The sequence below is a fragment of the Methylobacterium aquaticum genome (assembly GCF_001043915.1).
GTDB classification, from domain to species: domain Bacteria; phylum Pseudomonadota; class Alphaproteobacteria; order Rhizobiales; family Beijerinckiaceae; genus Methylobacterium; species Methylobacterium aquaticum.
This window is the reverse complement of the sequence record NZ_LABX01000413.1, coordinates 1-512: the sequence shown is the minus strand read 5'-3', so window position 1 is coordinate 512 and position 512 is coordinate 1. Positions and strand designations below refer to the sequence as shown.

The window sequence follows — 512 nt, the reverse complement described above, 5'->3', positions numbered from 1 at the left end:
GCCGGCCCGGCCGGCGCCGCTGATCGATCCGTTTCAGCGCGCGATCACCTATCTGCGCGTCTCGGTGACCGATCGCTGCGACCTGCGCTGCGTCTACTGCATGTCCGAGGACATGGCCTTCCTGCCCAAGCGCGACCTGCTCACGCTGGAGGAGCTGGATCGGGTCTGCTCGGTCTTCGTCGCCCGCGGCGTGCGCAAGCTGCGCATCACCGGCGGCGAGCCGCTGGTGCGGCGGGACATCATGCGGCTGTTCCGCAACCTCTCGCGCCATCTCGCTTCCGGGGCGCTGGAGGAGATGACGCTGACCACCAACGGCACGCGCCTGCGCCAGCACGCCGCCGAGCTGGCGGCTCTCGGCATGCGCCGGATCAACGTCTCGCTCGACACCCTCGACCCCGAGAAATTCCGGGCGATCACCCGGCGCGGCGACCTCGACACGGTGCTCGACGGCATCGCGGCGGCCCGCGAGGCGGGCCTGAAGGTCAAGATCAACGCCGTGGCGCTGAAAGGCG

1 protein-coding gene is annotated in these 512 nt (G+C 70.3%); it reads left to right on the top strand.

Going from position 1 to position 512, the window contains the following annotated elements; translation table 11 throughout:
• The coding region (locus VP06_RS32875; RefSeq protein ID WP_048468029.1) for a GTP 3',8-cyclase MoaA at nucleotides 1-512 on the top strand (512 nt) is incomplete at both ends.